The 14,746-nt window shown below is 67.3% G+C and carries 16 protein-coding genes; 7 read left to right on the plus strand and 9 right to left on the minus strand.

Translation table 11 applies throughout. The annotated features are described in order from the left end of the window. The first annotated feature begins 52 nt into the window (after positions 1–52). The 7 genes from gph to IEX88_RS26785 all read left to right on the plus strand — a co-directional run bounded on the left by gph (position 53) and on the right by IEX88_RS26785 (position 4,021). Positions 53–748, plus strand: coding sequence for a phosphoglycolate phosphatase (gene gph / locus IEX88_RS05870; protein WP_188849635.1), 696 nt, complete (start codon positions 53–55; stop codon positions 746–748). After that, the gene (locus tag IEX88_RS05875) at positions 745–1,437 is read left to right on the plus strand and encodes an HAD-IA family hydrolase (RefSeq protein WP_188849636.1); all 693 of its coding nucleotides are present in this window, start codon (positions 745–747) and stop codon (positions 1,435–1,437) included. Before gph ends, IEX88_RS05875 begins: the two co-directional genes overlap by 4 nt. 160 nt (positions 1,438–1,597) lie before the next feature. Next, positions 1,598–1,858 (plus strand): DUF2188 domain-containing protein, encoded by a 261-nt coding sequence (locus tag IEX88_RS05880; protein ID WP_188849637.1) that lies wholly within the window; start codon positions 1,598–1,600, stop codon positions 1,856–1,858. Positions 1,859–1,954: 96 nt separating this feature from the next. Continuing rightward, positions 1,955–2,677, plus strand: coding sequence for a LuxR family transcriptional regulator (locus tag IEX88_RS05885; RefSeq protein WP_188849638.1), 723 nt, complete (start codon positions 1,955–1,957; stop codon positions 2,675–2,677). A gap of 82 nt (positions 2,678–2,759) precedes the next feature. Further along, on the plus strand, positions 2,760–3,452 hold the full coding sequence (locus IEX88_RS05890; protein WP_188849639.1) for an acyl-homoserine-lactone synthase: 693 nt from the start codon (positions 2,760–2,762) through the stop codon (positions 3,450–3,452). After that, the gene (locus tag IEX88_RS05895; RefSeq protein WP_188849640.1) at positions 3,449–3,676 is read left to right on the plus strand and encodes a hypothetical protein; all 228 of its coding nucleotides are present in this window, start codon (positions 3,449–3,451) and stop codon (positions 3,674–3,676) included. Before IEX88_RS05890 ends, IEX88_RS05895 begins: the two co-directional genes overlap by 4 nt. Before the next feature lie 102 nt (positions 3,677–3,778). Next, positions 3,779–4,021 (plus strand): helix-turn-helix domain-containing protein, encoded by a 243-nt coding sequence (locus IEX88_RS26785; protein WP_274604576.1) that lies wholly within the window; start codon positions 3,779–3,781, stop codon positions 4,019–4,021. Between the two features lie 76 nt (positions 4,022–4,097). On the opposite strand, the gene glnT is transcribed toward IEX88_RS26785, so the two are convergent. The 9 genes from glnT to IEX88_RS05945 all read right to left on the minus strand — a co-directional run bounded on the left by glnT (position 4,098) and on the right by IEX88_RS05945 (position 14,507). Then, positions 4,098–5,396: a type III glutamate--ammonia ligase gene (gene glnT / locus IEX88_RS05905; protein ID WP_188849642.1), complete on the minus strand. Its 1,299-nt coding sequence runs from the start codon at positions 5,394–5,396 to the stop codon at positions 4,098–4,100. An 80-nt stretch (positions 5,397–5,476) separates the two neighbouring features. Beyond that, positions 5,477–6,814 carry an FMN-binding glutamate synthase family protein gene (locus tag IEX88_RS05910; protein ID WP_188849643.1) on the minus strand — a complete coding sequence of 446 codons (1,338 nt, stop codon included), beginning with the start codon at positions 6,812–6,814 and terminating at the stop codon, positions 5,477–5,479. A 12-nt stretch (positions 6,815–6,826) separates the two neighbouring features. After that, the gene (locus IEX88_RS05915) at positions 6,827–7,513 is read right to left on the minus strand and encodes a GltB/FmdC/FwdC-like GXGXG domain-containing protein (RefSeq protein WP_188849644.1); all 687 of its coding nucleotides are present in this window, start codon (positions 7,511–7,513) and stop codon (positions 6,827–6,829) included. Continuing rightward, positions 7,513–8,406, minus strand: a complete 894-nt coding sequence (locus IEX88_RS05920) for a class II glutamine amidotransferase (protein WP_188849645.1) — start codon at positions 8,404–8,406, stop codon at positions 7,513–7,515. The genes IEX88_RS05915 and IEX88_RS05920 overlap by 1 nt, the downstream gene beginning before the upstream one ends. A gap of 99 nt (positions 8,407–8,505) precedes the next feature. Continuing rightward, positions 8,506–9,159 carry a helix-turn-helix domain-containing protein gene (locus IEX88_RS05925; RefSeq protein WP_188849646.1) on the minus strand — a complete coding sequence of 218 codons (654 nt, stop codon included), beginning with the start codon at positions 9,157–9,159 and terminating at the stop codon, positions 8,506–8,508. Positions 9,160–9,462: 303 nt separating this feature from the next. Beyond that, a complete protein-coding gene (locus IEX88_RS05930; RefSeq protein WP_188849647.1) occupies positions 9,463–10,314 on the minus strand; it encodes a hypothetical protein in 852 nt (283 codons plus the stop codon). A gap of 332 nt (positions 10,315–10,646) precedes the next feature. Continuing rightward, positions 10,647–11,255: a sarcosine oxidase subunit gamma gene (locus tag IEX88_RS05935; protein ID WP_188849648.1), complete on the minus strand. Its 609-nt coding sequence runs from the start codon at positions 11,253–11,255 to the stop codon at positions 10,647–10,649. Then, positions 11,248–14,229: a sarcosine oxidase subunit alpha family protein gene (locus IEX88_RS05940; protein WP_188849649.1), complete on the minus strand. Its 2,982-nt coding sequence runs from the start codon at positions 14,227–14,229 to the stop codon at positions 11,248–11,250. The genes IEX88_RS05935 and IEX88_RS05940 overlap by 8 nt, the downstream gene beginning before the upstream one ends. Continuing rightward, positions 14,226–14,507: a sarcosine oxidase subunit delta gene (locus IEX88_RS05945; protein ID WP_188849650.1), complete on the minus strand. Its 282-nt coding sequence runs from the start codon at positions 14,505–14,507 to the stop codon at positions 14,226–14,228. The genes IEX88_RS05940 and IEX88_RS05945 overlap by 4 nt, the downstream gene beginning before the upstream one ends. Positions 14,508–14,746: the final 239 nt, after the last annotated feature.

The raw sequence follows: 14,746 nt of genomic DNA on the forward strand, positions 1-14,746 counted from the left end.
CCCCGATCGAATGACGATCGCAGACAAAGACGATCGCAGACAAGGATTGATCATGACATCTTCCGCCTGGCCGAAAGCCGTTCTCTTCGACCTCGATGGCACGCTGGTCGATTCGGCGCCCGACATCCACGCCTCGCTGAACCAGACGCTGGAGAGCCTCGGCGAGCCGCCCTTCCTCATCGAGGCGGTCATCGGCATGATCGGCGGCGGCGTGCCGAAGCTGATCGAGCGGGCCTATGTCGCGCTCGGCAAGGACCTCGATCCGGCGACCCGCGACCGCGTCGTCGAGCGCTTTCTGGCCATCTACAAGCCGCGCGCGACGGAGCTGACGACGCTGAATGCCGGCGCCAGCGACACCACCCGCAGCCTCGGCGAGGCCGGCGTGCCGATCGGCGTCGTCACCAACAAGCCGGATGCCGAGACGCGCGAGATCCTCGCCCATTTCGGCCTGCTCGAACTGATGACCGTCGTCGTCGGCGGCGACGCCGGACCGGACAAGAAGCCGGCGCCCGGCCTCCTGCTGCTCGCCTGCGAGAAGCTCGGGCTCGGCCCGGCCGAGGTCGTCTTCGTCGGCGACAGCGAGAACGACGTCGACGCGGCGAGGGCGGCGGGCATGCCGGTGGTCGCGGTGCGCGGCGGCTATACCGGCCGCGGCGCCGATGCGCTCGGCGCGGTCGCCGTGATCGACCGCCTGAACGACCTTTCCGATGCGCTGCTGGCGCTGGCGGCGACGGAAGGCCGGGGATGAGCGCCTTCATCTTCGACGTCGACGGCACGCTCGCCGAAACCGAGGAAGTGCACCGGGCGGCGTTCAACGCCGCCTTTGCCGAGGCCAGCCTGCCCTGGCACTGGGAAAGCGACCGCTACAAGGAACTGCTGCGGGTCTCCGGCGGCAAGGAAAGGATGCGCACCTTCGTCGACGAGGAGGAGATCCTCTCCGAGACGCCGCTCGACGATCTGATCCCGCGTCTCCACCAGACCAAGACCCGCCACTACGGACAGGCCGTCGCCGAGGGCCAGTTCGTGCTGCGACCGGGCATTCTCGATTTCGTCGCCGAGGCGCGCGAGCGCGGCATCCGGCTGGCGATCGCCACGACGACGAGCCAGGAAAACGTCGACGCCCTTTTGGCGGCGGCTTTCGGCGGGAGCGAGGCCTTCGAGGTGATAGCCTGTGGCGACATGGTCGCGGCCAAGAAGCCGGCCCCCGACATCTACCAACTGGCGCTCGAACGGCTCGGCCTGCCTGCCGCCGCCTGCCTCTCCTTCGAGGATTCCAGCAACGGATTGCGTGCCGCCAAGGCCGCCGGCCTGCGCTGTGTCGTCACGCCGGCCCAGTATACCGTCGACGAGGATTTCACCGGCGCCGACCTCGTCCTGCCGGACCTGCGCAACGCCGGCCCGGTCTGGGAACTGTTCGCCGCCGGCGCCGCGGCGTGATGCGGCGCGGCCCGCCGCCTTGTCCCGGCGAGCGGAACGCGAGACTATGCCGAGCATTACGGCCCGGCGGCCCTGGCCGAGTCGGTCACGGTCAGCGCCTGCTGCCCGCATGCCGAGGAGCGGATGGGCCTGCCGATACGGCAAACATGGAGGATGAACGATGAGCGACCTGAACTACGAGATCGTCCAGCATGATGGTGGCTGGGCCTATAAGGTGGCGGATGTCTTCTCCGAGACCTTTCCCAGTCATGACCATGCCCTGGCTGCCGCCAAGGATGCCGCCGCGCGGCAGTCCCTGTCCGGCGAGACGGATGGCATCAGCTATCAGGACGCGTCCGGCCGCTGGCACGAGGAGGTGGCCCAGGGAACCGATCGGCCCCAGACTCACGTGACCGATCTCGCCGACGGTCAGGTCAAATAGGCCGGACCGCGCCGATGCGACGAAACAACAGGGCGGGTGGCCTTCTTCTGGAACAGCCGGCGGGTCGCCGGCTCGTCTCTGCTGGAAAACGCGTCCATGGGCATTGAGAACGCCACCTTCGACTTCCTCGACAGGATCCGCACCCAGGATGACCCGAAGGTCATCCTGGAGGAACTTCTGGCGCAGAGCTCGGCCCTCGGCTTTCAGCATTTCATGATCACCGGCCTCCCCCTGCCGATGGAGGAACTGGCGCCGCTGGTGATGCTGAATGCCTGGCCGCAGGAATGGTACAGCCGCTACACCCAGTCGAACTACTTTGCCGTCGACGGCGTGGCGCAGTGGTCGCTGCGCACCACGAGACCCTATCGCTGGGACGAGGTTCCCGCGGAATACCGGGAGAACGACGCGGCCAAGCGCGTCATGGCCGAGGCCAAGTCCTTCGGTTTTCGCGATGGCTACGTGGTCCCGATGTATTCCCCGCGGCACTGGCAGACGGCGGTCGCCTTCGCATCGGATCAGGCGCTCGCTTTGTCGCCGCGGGACCTCGGCGCGCTGCAGATCATGGGCGTGTTCGCCGCCGAATCGGTGCGCCGTCTGCTGACACCCCGGCGCGACCTTCCGCCGGTGCTGTCGCCGCGCGAGCGCGACTGTCTGACCTGGGCAGCCCGCGGCAAATCGAGCTGGGACATCTCGGTCATTCTCGGCATCGGCCACCAGACCGTCCGCGGCTATTTCGCCACCATTCGACATAAACTCGACGTGACGACGATGGCTCAGGCGGTCGCCGAAAGCATCCGCCGCGGCGAGATCCGGCCCTGACAAACGTCAACCCGCTCATTTGAGCGGGTAGGGGCGCCCTGTCACATCACGGTAACTTCTTCGAAAACCGAAGGAGTGACCCATGTTGCAGGTTCACGTCGTCACCGCCGCCAATCGCGCGCGCTATGGCGCCGAGATGGAGGAGGTCTTCCGCTGGCGCCACCGGATCTATGTCGAGGAAAAGCGCTGGATGGAGGCTCGACCGGACGGTCGGGAGATGGACCAGTTCGACACCGACGAGGCGACTTATCTCGTCGCCCTTCGCGGGGGCGACTTCGTCGCCTCGAGCCGGTTGCGGTCGTTTTCGCAGGCGACGCTGCTGGCTGAGGTGTTTCCGTTCCTCGCCGCGGTGCGGGGCCTGCCCTCCCTGCCGGAGGAAGCGGAATGGACGCGGATGTTCGTGGTGCCGGGCGTGCGCGAAAGAGGGCACAAGGGCGTCGCCGCGGCGATGTGCTGCGCGGTGATGGAATATTGTCTGGAGGAAGGCGTCACGCGGATCGGTGGAATTCAGGAAACCTACTGGCTTCCCCGATGGATGGATTACGGCTGGCGGGTCGAGCCCCTGGGGCTGCCGCAGGATATCGAGGGCACGTCCTGCCTCGCGGCGATGTTCGAGGTCAGCCAGGAAGCGCTGGAGGGCGTGCGCCGCAGCGCCGGCATTTCCGCCAGCCAGATCGTCCGCCTCGGCCCGCAGAGGGCTTTCCGGACGGGCCGGATTTACGAGCAACCGATACAGCCGGGCGGCAGTGGGCTCGGACGGCAGGTGCCGGGATGAGCGAGACCCTCGACAAGACGTTCGACAGGCCGTCCTCGACGCCGGACGGTACGGGCGACCGGCGGGCTCAGGACCTGGCGGCGCTTCTGCACTTCTCGACCTATATCGCCCGCGAGGCAGCTCGGCTGGGGCTCCCCGTGGCCGCCGAACGGGCCCGGATGATCGAACAGGACCTGCTTCGTTCACTGGTATGCGATACTGAGCTAAAGGATAATTGCAATTAGCCTTTGAGATTCCACAATAGGTGTTCTAGCTCGTGCCGGGGGGGCCTTCTTTTTCCTGGAGTACGAGAATTGCGTTTAGAGCCAGATGTCGTCGATGTTCACGTGGGCCGAAGGGTCCGCCAGGTCCGCCTCTTGAAAAACCTGACCCAGGAAGAGCTCGGGCAGAAGATTGGCGTCAGTTACCAGCAGGTCCAGAAGTACGAGACCGGCGCCAACCGCATCAGCGCCAGCCGGCTCTATCGCATCGCGGTCGAGTTCGAGGTCGAGCCGGGCTGGTTCTTCGACGGGATCGAGCGCGTCGATGTCGATCTGGATCAGCCCGCGCGGATGGGCAGTGGCTCCTGAGACTGGCCGAGCGCCGCCACAACCAGCATTCCGGGCGTGGCGGACGCGGGTGGTTGCCCGCGCCGGTCTAAGCGGTTCAGCAGTCCAGCGTGTTTTCCCGCTCCCAGTCGGTGAGGTGCCGGGAATAGGCGTTCCACTCTTCGCCCTTCAGCTTGAGATAGCTCGGCACCACGGCCCCGAGCCGCTCCTTCATGACGTCTGACGCGCCCAGCGCGCGCAGCGCGTCGAGAAGGTTCAGCGGCAGCCTCTTGGTGCCCTCGACCGTGTGACCCTCGGTGTACATGTTGATGTCGAGCCGCTGGCCGGGATCGCGTTCATTGTCCAGGCCGTCCAGCCCGGCGGCGATGATGCCCGCCTGCAGCAGGTAGGGATTGGCCGCGCCGTCGGCGAGCCGGATTTCGAAGCGGTTGCCCTCAGGAATGCGGATCAGGTGCGTGCGGTTGTTGCCGGTATAGGTGATGGCGTTCGGCGCCCAGGTCGCGCCCGAGGTCGTGCGCGGCGCGTTGATGCGCTTGTAGGAATTCACCGTCGGGTTGAAGATCGCCGTGAGTGCCTCGGCCGAGTGCATGATCCCGCCGAGGAACTGGTAGCCGAGGGCCGAGATGCCGAGCTCGCCCGCCGGATCCTCGAAGACGTTCGTCTCGCCTTTCCACAACGAGACATGCGCATGGCAGCCCGACCCCGTCAGGTCGATGAAGGGTTTGGGCATGAAGGTCGCGCGCAGGCCGTGCTTTTCGGCGATCGAGCGGGCCATGTATTTAAAGAAAGCATGGCGGTCGGCGGTGAGGAGCGCGTCGTCGAAGGCCCAGTTCATCTCGAACTGGCCGTTCGCGTCCTCGTGGTCGCTCTGATACGGCTTCCAGCCGAGAACGAGCATGGCGTCGGCAATCTCGGTGATGATGTCGTATTGCCGCATCAGCGCCGACTGGTCGTAGCACGGCTTCATCTGCCGGTCGGCCTGGTCGCAGACGGCGCGCCCGTCGGGCGTGGTCAGGAAGAATTCGCATTCGACGCCGGTCTTCACGACATAGCCCTTGGCCGCCGCCTCGGCGACGAGCCGCTTCAGCGTGTTGCGCGGCGCGTGCGCGACCGGCTGGCCATTCATCCAGGGATCGGCGGCGAGCCAGCCGACCTCCGGCTTCCACGGCAGCTGGATGAGGCTGTCCGGGTCCGGCTTGGCGAAGACGTCGGGATCGGCCGGCGACATGTCGAGCCAGGTGGCGAAACCGGCAAAGCCGGCGCCGTCCTCGGCCATCTTGTCGATCGCCTGGGCGGGTACAAGCTTGGCGCGCTGCACGCCAAAGAGGTCGGTATAGGAGATCAGGAAATATTTGATCCCGCGTTTCTCAGCGATCGCTTCCAGGCTGGCAGACATGAAATCCCCTCGGTCGAAAAACTCGGTGTGATCGGATGGGCATCGCGGGATACGAAGAAGGGGCGTTTCCGCCCCCTCGATCAAAGTCCTGTCTGGCCGGGGATCCAGTTCGTCCCGGCGAGCGGCACGCGGGCCATGGCCGCCGCCTCCATGGTCAGGGCGACGAGATCCTCAGGCTCCAGATTGTGGACGTGGCTCTTGCCGCAGGCCCGGGCGATGGTCTGCGCCTCGAGCGTCAGCACGGCGAGGTAGTTGGCGAGGCGCCTTCCGGCGAGCACCGGGTCGAGGCGGGCGGCCAGCTCCGGGTTCTGCGTGGTGATGCCGGCGGGGTCGAGGCCCTCGTGCCAGTCGTCATAGGCGCCGGCCGTGGTGCCGAGCTTCCGGTATTCCTCCTCCAGCGCCGGATCGTTGTCCCCCAGCGCGATCAGCGCCGCCGAGCCGATCGACACCGCGTCGGCCCCGAGCGCCAGCGCCTTTGCCACATCCGCGCCGGAGCGGATGCCGCCGGAGACGATGAGTTGCACCTTGCGGTGCATGCCGAGGTCCTGCAGCGCCTGCACGGCCGGGGCGATAGCGGCGAGGATGGGCAGGCCGACATTCTCGATGAACACTTCCTGCGTCGCCGCCGTGCCGCCCTGCATGCCGTCGAGGACGACGACGTCGGCGCCCGACTTCACCGCCAGCGCAGTGTCGTAATAGGGCCGCGACGCGCCGATCTTGACGTAGATCGGCTTCTCCCAGTCGGTGATCTCCCTGAGTTCCTCGATCTTGATCTCGAGATCGTCCGGGCCCGTCCAGTCCGGATGGCGGCAGGCCGAGCGCTGGTCGATCCCCTCGGGCAGGGTGCGCATCTTGGCGACGCGCGGCGAAATTTTCTGGCCGAGCAGCATGCCGCCGCCGCCGGGCTTGGCGCCCTGGCCGATGACGATCTCGATTGCGTCGGCGCGGCGGAGGTCGCGCGGGTTCATGCCGTAGCGCGACGGCAGATACTGGTAGACGAGGACCTGAGAATGCCCGCGCTCCTCCTCCGTCATGCCGCCGTCGCCGGTCGTCGTCGACGTGCCGGCCAGACTCGCGCCGCGGCCGAGCGCTTCCTTGGCCTGTCCCGACAGCGAGCCGAAACTCATGCCGGCGATGGTGACGGGGATTTTCAGCCGGATCGGCTTCTTGGCAAAGCGCGAGCCGAGGACGACGTCGGTCCCGCACTTCTCGCGATAGCCTTCCAGCGGATAGCGCGAGATCGACGCGCCGAGGAACAGGAGGTCGTCGAAATGCGGCACCTTGCGCTTGGCGCCGCCGCCGCGGATGTCGTAGATGCCGGTCGCCGCGGCGCGCTGGATCTCGGAGATCGTGTGCGGGTCGAAGGTCGCGGAATAGCGCGGCAGGGTGCGGTGGACGGGCTTCATCGGAGCGTTCATGACGGGACCCGTTCAGTAGGCGTCGGCATTGTCGACATGGAAATGGTAGAGATTGCGGGCCGAGCCGTAGAAGCGGAACTCGCTGGCCGCGACGCCGCCGACGCCGGCTTTCGCCAAGACGCCCTCCAGCGCCTCGATCTCGTCCGGCCCGAGCGGCTTTTCGATGCAGTCGGCGCCGAGACTGGCGACGGACCCGCGCACGAACAGGCGCGCCTCGTAGATCGAATCGCCCAGCGCCTCGCCGGCGTCGCCAAGGACGACGAGATTGCCGGCCTGCGCCATGAAGGCGCTCATCGGGCCGATCGAGCCCTTCACCAGGATGTCGACGCCCTTCATCGAGATGCCGCAGCGCGCCGAGGCATTGCCGTCGATGACGAGAAGGCCGCCATGCGCGGTGGCGCCTGCGGCCTGGCTGGCGTCGCCGGCAATGCGAATCTCGCCCGACATCATGTTCTCGCCGACGCCGACGCCGGCATTGCCGGAAACGAGGATGGTCGCCTTGTCGTTCATGCCGCCGCAGTAGTAGCCGACATGGCCGTTGACCTCGACGGTGATCGGCACGTCGAGGCCGCAGGCGATGGCATGCTTGCCGCCGGGATTGTCGATCACCCAGTGCGTTTCGTTGGTCGTCTCGGGCAGCGCATGCAGCGCCTGGTTCAGCTCGCGCAGCGGCACCGTGGCGAGATCGAAGCTCGGCATCACGGGCGCTCCCAGACATAGACCGTCGCCGGTTCCGGCTCGAAGACGCGCGCCGTCTCGATGCCGGGCAAGCCAGCCAGCGCCCGGTATTCCGAGCCGAAGGCGACGTAATCGTCGGTCTCGGCCATGACGGCCGGCTTGCACGAGATCGGATCGCGCATCACGGCAAAGCCTTTTTCGGTGCCGACGACGAAAGTGTAGAAGCCGTCGAGATCGCCGAGGCCCTGTTCCAGCGCTTCGCTCAGCGACGCGCCCTCGCGCATCTTCCAGGTGAGGTAGCCCGCGGCGACCTCGGAATCATTGTCGGTGGCGAACTCGATGCCTTCGCGCGACAGCATCCGGCGCAACGAGGCGTGGTTGGACAGGGAGCCGTTGTGGACCAGGCACTGGTCGGTGCCGGTGGAGAAGGGGTGGGCGCCCCTCGTCGTCACCGCCGACTCCGTCGCCATTCGGGTATGGCCGATGCCGTGCGTGCCGGACATAGCGGGCAGGCCGAAGCGGCTGGCGACGTCGCCGGGCAGGCCGACTTCCTTGTAGAGCTCCATCGCGCCGCCGGTCCCGACGAGACTGACCCCGGCCTCGGCCGCGATCAGCGCCCGCGCCTCGGCCTCCTTGGCCTCGGGCACGCTGACGACGACATGGGTGTCGTGGAAGACCGGCTGGGTAGTCGATCCCAAGGCGGTGCCGAGCCGGTCCACGGCGCTTCGCAGCGCCTCGGCATCGGTGCCGCGCAGGGTCAGCTTGACCTGACCGGCGGCGCCGGCGCCGTAGATGGCAAAGCCGGCGCTGTCCGGGCCGCGGTCCGACATGACCTCCAGCATGCCCGAGAGGAGCGAGCCGAGCTCGTCCTGCAGTTTCGGCCCCTTGAGAAAGAGCCCGACGATCCCGCACATGGCGTGTTTCCTATGAGTGAATATTTCTAATTCACAGGAATATGTCGGGGATGCTGGCGCGTCAATGCGAAGCCGGCGATTTCTTGGGGCCGGGACGTGTTAGGGCTGCTCGCGGCTGTAGACGATGATCGAGAGATAGGTGCAGGGCAGCTGGTTCAGCCGCTCCGGTCCGTGCAGCGCGGCGGAGTCGAAGAGCATGGCGTCGCCGGGGGACAGCTCGTAGGTCCGCTCGCCGTGGCGATAGGCGACGCTGCCGGTCAGCATGAAGATGAATTCCGTGCCGGCATGCTGGAAGTTGGTGTAGGGGAGGGCGTCCTCGTGCAGCTCGATCAGATAGGGCTCGACCACCACGTCGTTGCGCAACCCGTGCCCCAGCAGGCGGTAGACGTGCCCGGCCTTGGTGCCGCGCCGGTCGATGATGACGCCCTGATCGGCCTTGACGAAGGAGCAGTCGCGCTGCTCCTCGAACTCGGCGAACAGCGTCGACATTTGCACGCCCAGCGCCGAGGCGATCGCCTGCAGCGTCGTCAGCGAGGGAGAGATCTGGCCGTTCTCGATCTTCGACAGCATGCCGCTGGAAATGCCCGCTGCCGCGGAGAGATCGGCGATCGACAGGTCCTTCTGCCGCCGCAGCCGGCGGACATGCGCGCCCAGCGCCCGTTCGAGATTGCGGTGTTCCGTCCGGGGGGCTGTCGACCCCGTCGCCAGATCGGTGTCGTCGGGACCATCGGTCCCCGTGATGTCGCTCGTCATCCTGCCTCGCTTTGAGAATCCGGACTGGCAGGCAGTCCTTTCCCCGAACCAAAGGCCACAACGGGCGATCTGTCAAAGCACGCCTTGGCCCAATCCTTGAATGTTCCGCACCGACTACCGCGTAACGCGCGATCGATGTGGCGATACGTGGCACCGGCCACCAAAAGGACTTTGCTGCGAGCGCTGGCTAGTGGCTTGGCTGGGTGGATGCGAACAGTCTGCTTCAGAGCAGAGAGTCTCAAAAGCGAAATTCGATATCTGATAGACGTGGGCCGAAGGCTGCCAGAGCCAGCGTCGGCAACTCTAGGCGCTCGATGACGGCCCGAAGAGCGCTGAGAGGCCTTCGACCTCCTCCGGGATACTCGCTTTGACAATCGACATCGCTGTGTTCTTGTCATGCAACTTGATGCTCGCCGAGACTTTCCCTCGTCCGAAAGCCTCAAGAACCGTATTATGGACCAGCATCTCCATGTGCTGACCCGTGAGGTTGAGTCGGATCCGGCGGACCTTAGGCGTCAGCCACCAGATCATCCGGGCCTGATTCAACTCGACGTGCCCAGCCGAAATTTCTTGGTTCTCGGAAATGATCTCGTCCAAAAAAGCTGCGGCCATCGTCCCGTCCTTCACATAGGAACGTGCAGACGCCGCAGCCTCGACGAGCGATGAGAAGCTTGTCTTCTGGTGATAGCGACGCTCGCCCTTTCCACCGCTTTCGACCCACGGAACAGGCCCGGACATCTTCGCCGGTTTGGTCCATGTATCCGACCATGCATCAGACATCGCGATGGCCGTCGCCTCGTCTGTCGCTGACAGGAGCGACACGATTGCATCGTAAGGCTCTCGGTCGAGGGTACCATCTGCCCGCAGGAGCGGACCAAAATCGAGGTAGCGACCGCCGATCTTGAAGATCCAATGGTTTCCGTTCGAGACGACACCCATGACCCCCGGGATCAGGTAGGAATCAACCATCCCCGGCTCGATCCGGCGTCCGTATTTCTTTGCCTCTATCAGCCAGATGGGCTGCCCGTCACGCAACAGGGCGATGTCGGCGGAAAGGCGCCGGTTTGGTCCGTTCGGCCGGGAATACTCGAAATAGGCTTCGAGGCCGTTTGCGGCGCATGCCGCGTCGACCGCAGGACAGATCAGGCGATACATAGCCCAGCGCTCCGATGGCTGCGGCCGGAATGCTCTGTCAACCTCCAACGCCTGCCTCCGAGCTCGTGAGCTTCTGCCTCATTGATTGCGACACGCCGAACTCCGGCTACGCTACTCTACCCCGAATTGATCGGCTAGTTCGCGGAGCGGGCGGAACGAGCGCAGGGCAAGCCCTTGCAACAAGAGACCGTTTTGGCACGCTGCTAGCGCCGGTTTGGGGCGAAAAGGGCCGTCCTTTGGTGGCCATTGCCGCATGATACCCGATCGATACGCCTCCGGCGGATGAGCATGCGGCCCTACCTCCGGGGGATGCCCGATACGACACCGCGGTGTCAGCCGATGGGCGCGTCGACGGCAAGGCCGAATTCGGCCGAGCCCGTCGTCAGCCAGGCCCAGAAGTCGGCGGCATAGCTGCGGAAGACCGCGACGTCGTAGGTCGGCGTGTCATCCACCTGCCACAGAACGATGCCGACATGGCCGGCGAGCGTGACGGCGCTGTCGCCGGGCGAAAACGCCGAGGGGTCGAGATCGAGCGGCACGCCCTTGGCCAGCAGAGCGCGCACCGCGGGGCCCGACAGTCTGAGGACGCCATAGCCGGAAGATTGGTCGCAGACCGAGGCGACGCCGGCGAGCGCCGTGCCGAGCGTCGCGGCGAAATGCGGGTCGCCGCCGGCGCCGATCGCCAGCCAGCTGCGCGGGCCGGTGCCGACGAGGCTCAGCCCGTCCGCGCCCGAGATTTTTGGCCCCGTTGGCAGCGCCATGCCGAAGGTTTCCGACAGCCGGTCGGGCAGGGCCGCTTCGGCGCCGCGGCGCAGCGTGACGGTGGCAAGGCCGAGCGGATGGCGCTCGGCGACGGTGACGCCGGCGCGCCCGTCTCCGGCCGTCGGCAAAGCGAGGCGCGAAAAGGCGGAGACGGCGGCGAGCCGCGGACGGTCAAGCATGGTGGCGGCTCCCCTCGGGGTCGACGAAATGCGGCGAGCAGAGCTCGATCTCGACATCGGTGCGGCGCAGGAGGTCGACGGCGCGCAGCCGCTCGCCGATCCGCTCCGGCCCGCGCTTCATCAGGCCGAGCCCGATCCATTGGCCGAGAGCGGGCGAGAAGACGACGGAGGTGACATAGCCGAGATCGTTCGCCGTCGTCGCTGCCGCGCCGGCATCCAGGAAATGCGCGCCGCCCGAGACTTTCTGCGTCGGGTCGACCGGCTTGAAGCCGACGAGGCGCAGGCGGTCGGGATCGACGAGCCCCTCGCGGAAGGCGAGCGCCTTGCCGACAAAACGCTTCTTCGTCGACAGCATGCGGCCGAGGCCGAGATCGCCCGCGGTCGTCGTGCCCGACAGCTCGTTGCCGGCGACATGGCCCTTCTCGACGCGCAGCACGCCGAGCGCCTCGGTACCGTAGGGCATAGCGCCAAAGCCTTCGCCGACCGTGGCCAGTTCCCGCGCCAGCGCCTCGCCGTAATCGGCGGGGACGGCGATTTCGTAGGCGAGTTCGCCGGAGAAGGAGATGCGGAACAGCCTCGTGGGAACGCCGGCCCAGTCGAATTGCGCCACCGCCATGAAGGGGAAGGCGTCGCCCGAAAGATCGATCGCGTCGCCGAGGAGAGCCTGCAGCAGTGCCCGCGATTTTGGCCCGGCGACTGCGACCTGCGACCAGGCCTCGGTGACCGAGGCAAGCTGGACGTCGAGCTCGGGCCACAGCACCTGCGACAGGAAATTCAGGTGCTTCATGATCCGCCCGGCATTGGCCGTCGTGGTCGAGACGACGAAATTCTCAGGCCCAAACCGCGCCACCGTGCCGTCGTCGAGGACGAACCCGTCCTCGCGCAGCATGAGCCCGTAGCGGGCGCGCCCGACCGGCAGGCTCGCCATGGCATTGGCATAGACACGGTCGAGGAATTCAGCCGCGTCCGGTCCTTGCACGTCGATCTTGCCGAGTGTCGAGACGTCGCACAGCCCGACATTGTCGCGCACGTTGCGCGCCTCCCGCGTCACCGTCTCCAGCCAGCCGGACTCGCCGGCGCGGTGATAGAATTGCGGCCGCAGCCAGGGCCCGGCCTCGATGAAGGTTGCGCCCTGCTCCTCGGCCACCGCGTGGGCGGGAATATGCCGGGTCGGTTTGAAGTGTTTGCCGCGCGCGGTGCCGGCGAAGGCGGCGATGGCGACGGGCGCATAGGGCGGGCGGGCGACGGTGGTGCCGACTTCGGGAATTGGCCGGCCGGCCAGTTCGGCCATGATGGCATGGCCGTTGATGTTCGACAGCCGTCCCTGGTCGGTCGCCATGCCGAGCGTCGTGTAGCGCTTCAACAGCTCGACCGAGCGAAACCCTTCGCGGTGGGCGAGCGCGATGTCGGCGGCGGTGACGTCGTGCTGGAAGTCGACGAAGGCTTTTCCCTTGCCCGCGACGTGCCAGAGCGGGACGAGACCGGCGGCCTCGTCGTCCGCAACGGGTGCCTCGCCGGTTGCGGCGGAAAAGCCGCAGGCTTCGGCCGCCCGTGCGCCGGCGGCGTGACCCTCGCCGAGTCCCCGCCCGAGCGTCATCGTGCCGTTGGCGGCGCCGGCGACCACCATGCCTTCAGGCGGCGTGCCCGGGACGAAGGCGGCGATGGCGTCGGAAAAGGCCGGGCGGCCGCCGAGATGGGTCGACAGCGCCAACGCCGGATTCCACCCGCCGCTCATTGCCAGGAGGTCGGTCGGAATGCGCGACAGGCTGCCATCGGCGCGGGCAATGGTGATCTCGGCGAGGCTCTTTCCGCCCTGCGTCGCCACCACCCGTCCGCCCGCGACAACGCGCGCGCCGAGGCGCCGCGCCCGTTCTTCGAAGGCAGCCGGGACCGTCTCCCGGCTATCGATGACGGCCTCGATCGCCGCGCCCGCCTCGGCGAGGTCGAAGGCGGTGCGCCAGCCGTCGTCGCCATTGGTGAAGACCGAGACGGCGCGCCCCGGCACGACGCCGAAGCGGTGGGCATAGGTGCGAAGGCTCGATGCCATCATCACGCCCGGTCGGTCGTTGCCGGCAAACACCAGAGGCCGCTCGACGGCGCCGGCGCAGAGGATCGAGCGTCTCGCCGTGATCTGCCAGAGACGCTGGCGCGGTTGGCCCTCCGCCGGCACGTGCAGGTGATCGGACACTTTCTCGATCGCCCCGAAAGTGCCGCCGTCATAGGCGCCGAAGACGGCGGTGCGCGGCATCAGCCGGACATTGGCAAGACCCGCCAGCTCCGCCACGGCGCGGTCCGCCCAGCCGTCGGCGGGCAGTCCGTCGATCGTGTCGCGCTCCGCCAGCAACCGTCCGCCGAGAACGAAATCCTCCTCGCACAGGATCACCCGTGCCCCGGCGCGGCCGGCAGAGAGCGCCGCGGCAAGGCCGGCGGGACCGGCGCCGATGACCAGCACGTCTGTGAAGGCGAAGGCCTTTTCGTAGGCGTCCGGGTCGAGAAGCCCGGCGGCGCGGCCGAGGCCCGCGGCGCGGCGGATCGCCGGCTCGTAGAGTTTTTCCCAGAAGGCGGCCGGCCATTTGAACGTCTTGTAGTAGAAGCCGGCGACGAGGAGCGGCGAGACCAGGCCGTTGACCGCGCCGATGTCGAAGCCGAGCGAGGGCCAGCGGTTCTGGCTCCGCGCCCGGAGGTCGTCGAAGAGCTCGACCGTCGTCGCCTTGGAATTGGGCTCGCGCCGCGCCCCCTCGCGCAGCTCGACGAGGGCGTTGGGCTCCTCCGGGCCGGCGGTGACGACACCGCGCGGCCGGTGATATTTGAACGACCGCCCGACCAGCCGCACTCCCGAGGCCAGGAGCGCCGAGGCCAGCGTGTCGCCGGCAAAGCCGTCATAGGATTTTTCGTCGAAGCGAAAACGCAGCGGCTTTGTCCGGTCGACGAGGCCGCCCGTGGCGAGACGGTGCGAAGCGATGGGCGCCGTCATCGTCCGCTCGCCTCTTCGCCCGCGCTACCGGCCAGCGCGACCGAGTGGATGGCGTGGGTCACCGTGTCGCGCTCGACCGTCAGCCAGGAGCGGCAGCCCGCCTCGTGATACCAGTGTCCGACGTGCCGGCCGGCGGGGTTGCTGCGGAGATAGACGCGATCGGCTTCGGCGTCAGGCGAGACGTCTGCGTCCCAGCCGCCGGCGGCAGCGTCCGCGTCGCCAAGAAAGGTGAACTCGCGCAGATCCCGCGATCCGCAAAAGGGGCAGTCGATGCGCATGCTAGAACTCCCCGGCGGTGGGAATGGTGGGGGCGACGTGTTCGGAGAGGGCCACGAGGGTGACGCCACGGGCCGTCGCGACCTCAGCCGCGCAAGGTGGCGCAGCCCTCCGAGCCTCGTCATCCTCGGCCGCAGGCCGGGGATCCATGCCTCTCCGCTGAGGCGCCCGTGACGGCTCAGGCGGCGATCCAAGGAAACCGTCGAACGGCATCCCCGTTGCGGCATGGATCCCCGGGGCT

Origin of the sequence: Aureimonas glaciei, from assembly GCF_014643375.1 — a bacterium.
GTDB classification, from domain to species: Bacteria; Pseudomonadota; Alphaproteobacteria; order Rhizobiales; family Rhizobiaceae; genus Plantimonas; species Plantimonas glaciei.

Coding starts and splice junctions, on each gene's coding strand:
- gph (WP_188849635.1), top strand. CDS start 53: ATGACATCTTCCGCCTGGCCGAAAGCCGTTCTCTTCGACCTCGATGGC.
- IEX88_RS05875 (WP_188849636.1), top strand. CDS start 745: ATGAGCGCCTTCATCTTCGACGTCGACGGCACGCTCGCCGAAACCGAG.
- IEX88_RS05880 (WP_188849637.1), top strand. CDS start 1,598: ATGAGCGACCTGAACTACGAGATCGTCCAGCATGATGGTGGCTGGGCC.
- IEX88_RS05885 (WP_188849638.1), top strand. CDS start 1,955: ATGGGCATTGAGAACGCCACCTTCGACTTCCTCGACAGGATCCGCACC.
- IEX88_RS05890 (WP_188849639.1), top strand. CDS start 2,760: ATGTTGCAGGTTCACGTCGTCACCGCCGCCAATCGCGCGCGCTATGGC.
- IEX88_RS05895 (WP_188849640.1), top strand. CDS start 3,449: ATGAGCGAGACCCTCGACAAGACGTTCGACAGGCCGTCCTCGACGCCG.
- glnT (WP_188849642.1), bottom strand. CDS start 5,396: ATGTCTGCCAGCCTGGAAGCGATCGCTGAGAAACGCGGGATCAAATAT.
- IEX88_RS05910 (WP_188849643.1), bottom strand. CDS start 6,814: ATGAACGCTCCGATGAAGCCCGTCCACCGCACCCTGCCGCGCTATTCC.
- IEX88_RS05915 (WP_188849644.1), bottom strand. CDS start 7,513: ATGCCGAGCTTCGATCTCGCCACGGTGCCGCTGCGCGAGCTGAACCAG.
- IEX88_RS05920 (WP_188849645.1), bottom strand. CDS start 8,406: ATGTGCGGGATCGTCGGGCTCTTTCTCAAGGGGCCGAAACTGCAGGAC.
- IEX88_RS05925 (WP_188849646.1), bottom strand. CDS start 9,159: ATGACGAGCGACATCACGGGGACCGATGGTCCCGACGACACCGATCTG.
- IEX88_RS05930 (WP_188849647.1), bottom strand. CDS start 10,314: ATGTATCGCCTGATCTGTCCTGCGGTCGACGCGGCATGCGCCGCAAAC.
- IEX88_RS05935 (WP_188849648.1), bottom strand. CDS start 11,255: ATGCTTGACCGTCCGCGGCTCGCCGCCGTCTCCGCCTTTTCGCGCCTC.
- IEX88_RS05940 (WP_188849649.1), bottom strand. CDS start 14,229: ATGACGGCGCCCATCGCTTCGCACCGTCTCGCCACGGGCGGCCTCGTC.
- IEX88_RS05945 (WP_188849650.1), bottom strand. CDS start 14,507: ATGCGCATCGACTGCCCCTTTTGCGGATCGCGGGATCTGCGCGAGTTC.